We start from the raw sequence: 4,320 nt of genomic DNA on the forward strand, positions 1-4,320 counted from the left end.
GCAATGCAGCCAGTGCCAGGTTGAAGTTGGACAGCCACTTCACGCCGCGCTCCACACCGCTGGCGGTCGAGGCCATGTACAGCACGAAGGYAATGGCGATGATGGTCATCTGCACCGGTACAGTCGCCTGCAGGCCAAATACGCGCTCCACGCCTGCAGCGATCTGGATGGTGCCGAAGCCGAGCGTCGTCGCCACGCCGATCGCCGTGGCGACCACCGCCGCGATGTTGACGACACGGCCGATCCAGCCGCGATGGTGGCGGCCGATGATCGGCTGCAGCATATCGCTGACCAGCCCCCGTCCATTGCGGTTGAACTGGAACCAGGCCATCGCCAGGCCGATCAGTGCATAGATCGCCCACGGATGCAGGCCCCAGTGGAAGAACGCATAGCGCATCGATGCACGCGCGGCATCCATGCTCTGTGGCGCAATGCCTTCCGGTGGCTTGGTGAAGTGTGAGATCGGCTCGGCCGCGCCCCAGAACACCAGGCCGATGCCCATGCCGGCGGCGAACAGCATCGACATCCAGCTGGCGCGCGAAAATTCGGGTTCAGCGTCTTCGCCACCGATGCGCAGGTTGCCGAAGCGGCCGAAGGCCAGGTACATCAGGAACACCAGCGCCAGGAACACCACCAGCAGGTACAGCCAACCGACGCTGCGGATGACATCAGCCAGCGCCGCCTGCACGACGGTATTGAAGGGACCGGGCGCGAGGCCGGCCAGCAGCACCAGGGCAAGCACCAGTGCGATGGAAATGCGAAACACCATGAAGGAGCTTCTCCGATCAAGGGATTGAGGGGAGCGAGCGAAAGCTTGCAGGGAGTAGGCCGGCGACAGTGTGCGCGCACCGGACAGGCACCGCGATGGCGGCAGGGAAAGCGCCACGTGCAACGGTGCGGCGCGCGTGCACGTTACTGAATGCGACGTCACGGTTCTGTTAACGCGGGTGCGGCAGATCTGCGCCCTGCGTGGATGAACGGCCAGGAGGTCGAGTGGTTTCTATGCTCTAATGCCCACCAAGAAGCGGGGGTACCGCGGCCTTGTGGCCACGGTTGAGATAGTCCCTTGGAACCTGATCCGGCTCATACCGGCGTAGGGAAGCTTTGCAATGCAGCCGTACCCGGAACCTGCCCAAGGAGCGCCTTGGTGCCGTCCGTGCGCGGGTGCAGTGCGCCGCCGCTTCGTCCCTGACCTTCCTGGACGATGCCCGATGAACGCACAGCTCTCCGCCCTGCAGCAACAGGCCCAGCAACTCTCCGAATCCGTGACCCGGCCGATACCCGGCTCGCGCAAGATCCACGTGCCTGGCTCGCGCCCGGACCTGCAGGTGCCGATGCGCGAGATCGCGCTGACCCGCACGCCGACCGTGTTCGGCGGCGAAGAGAACGCACCGGTCACCGTCTACGACACCTCCGGCCCGTACACCGATCCGGACGTGCGCATCGACCTGTCTGCGGGCCTGCCGGCACTGCGCCGTGGCTGGGTGGAGGAGCGCAACGACACCGAACAGCTCGACGGCCTCAGCTCCTCGTTCGGCCGCGCGCGCGAGCATGATCCGAAGCTGGACCCGGTCCGTCTTCCCGCGCGCAGCCTGCCACGTCGCGCGCGGGCCGGCGCCAACGTCACCCAGATGCACTATGCGCGCCGCGGCATCATCACACCGGAAATGGAATTCGTGGCAATCCGCGAAAACCAGCGGCTGGAAGCCATCCGCGATGCCGCACTGCTGCAGCAGCATCCTGGCAAGGCATTCGGTGCGTCGATCCAGCAGATCATCACCCCGGAATTCGTGCGCGAGGAAATCGCCCGCGGCCGTGCGGTGCTGCCCAACAACATCAATCACCCGGAAAGCGAGCCGATGATCATCGGCCGCAACTTCCTGACCAAGATCAACGCCAACATCGGCAACAGCGCGGTGTCCTCGGGCATTGCAGAGGAAGTGGAAAAGCTGGTGTGGGCGATCCGCTGGGGCGGCGACACGGTGATGGACCTGTCAACCGGCAAGCACATCCATGAAACGCGCGAATGGATCATCCGCAATTCGCCGGTGGCGATCGGTACGGTGCCGATCTACCAGGCGCTGGAGAAGGTCGACGGCCGCGCCGAAGCGCTGACCTGGGAGATCTTCCGCGACACCCTGMTCGARCAGGCAGARCAGGGSGTSGACTACTTCACCATCCATGCCGGKGTRCTGCTGCGCTATGTGCCACTCACCGCCAGGCGGGTTACCGGCATCGTCAGCCGCGGCGGTTCGATCATGGCCAAGTGGTGCCTGGCCCACCACAAGGAAAACTTCCTCTACACGCATTTCGAAGACATCTGCGAMATCATGAAGGCCTACGACGTGASCTTCTCGCTSGGYGAYGGCCTGCGTCCTGGCTGCATTGCCGATGCCAACGATGCGGCGCAGTTCGGCGAGCTGGAGACGCTGGGCGAGTTGACGAAGATTGCGTGGAAGCACGACGTGCAGACCATGATCGAAGGCCCCGGCCATGTGCCGATGCAGCTGATCAAGGAGAACATGGACAAGCAGCTGCGCGAGTGCGGCGAGGCGCCGTTCTACACGCTTGGCCCGCTGACCACCGACATCGCACCGGGGTACGACCACATCACCAGCGCGATCGGTGCGGCGATGATCGGTTGGTTCGGCACTGCCATGCTCTGCTACGTCACGCCGAAGGAGCATCTGGGCCTGCCCAACCGGCAGGACGTGCGCGACGGCATCATGGCCTATCGCATCGCCGCCCATGCTGCTGACCTGGCCAAGGGGCATCCGGGTGCGCAGGTGCGTGACAACGCGCTGAGCAAGGCACGCTTCGAATTCCGCTGGGAAGACCAGTTCCACCTCGGCCTGGACCCGGAGAAGGCCAAGGAATTCCACGACGAGACCCTGCCCAAGGACGCGCACAAGCTGGCCCACTTCTGTTCGATGTGCGGCCCGCATTTCTGTTCGATGAAGATCACCCAGGACGTGCGCGAGTACGCCGAGAAGGGCATGCAGGAAAAGTCCGAGCAGTTCCGGGCGGCCGGCGCCGAGGTGTACCAGCAGGGCTGATCGCAGATGGGCAGTGCCGGGTCATGCCCGGCACCGTCCAGTCACCCAACTCACCGACATGCCGCTATCCTCGCCCCATCGTTCCCCGGGGACACGGAACCATGCCCATTGCCGTCACCACCCGCTGGCTGGCCATCGCCCGCCGTCATCCCTCTGCCTGGCTGCTCGGCGCACAGCTGTTGTCGGTGCTGCTATACCCGGCGTTGGACGAAACTGCTGCCGGGCGCGCGGCAGTAGGCGTATTCGGCATGGCCGTGCTCGGCCTGGCACTGTGGGTGGTGCAGCGCAGCCCGCTGGGGACATGGCTGGCGTTGGTGCTGGCCATCCCGGCGGTGGTGTTTTCCCTTTCGGCGGCCCTGCTCGACCGGCCTGCACTGGGCATCACCGCGCAGCTGCTGGAAAGCCTGCTGTATTTCTACACCGCCGGTGCGCTGATCGCTTACATGCTGCAGGACCACAAAGTGACGCGCGACGAGCTGTTCGCCGCCGGTGCCACGTTCACTCTGCTGGCATGGGCATTCGCTTTTACCTTTGCCGTATGTCAGCAGTGGTATCCGGGCAGTTTCCAGGGCGCCAGTGGCGGCGCGCAGCGCACATGGATGGAGCTGCTTTATCTGAGCTTCAGCTTATTGTCGGGGGTAGGTCTCAGCGACGTCGTGCCACTGCATCCGCAGGCCCGCGCGCTGGTAATGCTGGAGCAGTTTTCCGGCGTCATGTACGTAGCGCTGGTGGTTTCGCGGCTGGTTGGCCTGACCATGCTGAAACGCTTCTGAAAATGAACGCCAGATAAAAATATCGCGCCCAAAAGGGCGCGAATGATGATGCGTATTATGTGAATGCGTCGGCGAGAGAGAGCCTGATGTCGACCACGCGATAGGCGAGGTAACTCGCATAGGCTAATATCCGGAGGCTTCGTTTTTTTTGCGGTATGCGCCGATGCTTTGTGCGGAATCTGGCTTCTTGCTGTGCCAAGGATGGGAAGGGATCGATGGTGAACAGTGTTTGCGGCCTGTTTCAGCCCCATAGCAACGAATGATCAACAGCGAAATCCAGTCGCCTGAATCCGACCGCGTCCGCGTCGGTGAGTGCATCGTTACTTTGTCCTCGCGTGAGGTCGAAGTCGCCGGTGCCCGCCGTACACGCCGTTTGACGCCCAAGTCGCTGGGCGTGCTGCGCGTGTTGATGCGGCAGCCGGGGCGGGTGGTGACCCGTGACGAGCTGTTCGCCGAAGTGTGGCCGGACACGCTGCCGACCAACGATGTGC

Annotated in this window: 4 protein-coding genes and 1 riboswitch; of the genes, 3 read left to right on the top strand and 1 reads right to left on the bottom strand. The window is 63.8% G+C overall.

All coding sequences use genetic code 11. From position 1 onward, the window contains the following. Window positions 1-769: BCCT family transporter (locus AC1VAN_RS13200; RefSeq protein ID WP_480985952.1), on the bottom strand; the 769-nt coding region annotated here is incomplete at its 3' end. 247 nt (window positions 770-1,016) lie between these two features. Beyond that, window positions 1,017-1,118, top strand: a riboswitch (TPP riboswitch). A 93-nt stretch (window positions 1,119-1,211) separates the two neighbouring features. Between AC1VAN_RS13200 and thiC the strand changes: the two genes are divergently transcribed. The 3 genes from thiC to AC1VAN_RS13215 form a co-directional block, all read left to right on the top strand. Next, complete coding sequence (thiC, locus tag AC1VAN_RS13205) at window positions 1,212-3,056, top strand: phosphomethylpyrimidine synthase ThiC (RefSeq protein WP_480985953.1); 1,845 nt, start codon at window positions 1,212-1,214, stop codon at window positions 3,054-3,056. Between the two features lie 101 nt (window positions 3,057-3,157). Continuing rightward, on the top strand, window positions 3,158-3,829 hold the full coding sequence (locus AC1VAN_RS13210) for an ion channel (protein ID WP_032976761.1): 672 nt from the start codon (window positions 3,158-3,160) through the stop codon (window positions 3,827-3,829). A gap of 259 nt (window positions 3,830-4,088) precedes the next feature. Beyond that, window positions 4,089-4,320: winged helix-turn-helix domain-containing protein (locus AC1VAN_RS13215; RefSeq protein ID WP_480985954.1), on the top strand; the 232-nt coding region annotated here is incomplete at its 3' end.

Source organism: Stenotrophomonas sp. 05L44_2 (genome assembly GCF_056665995.1).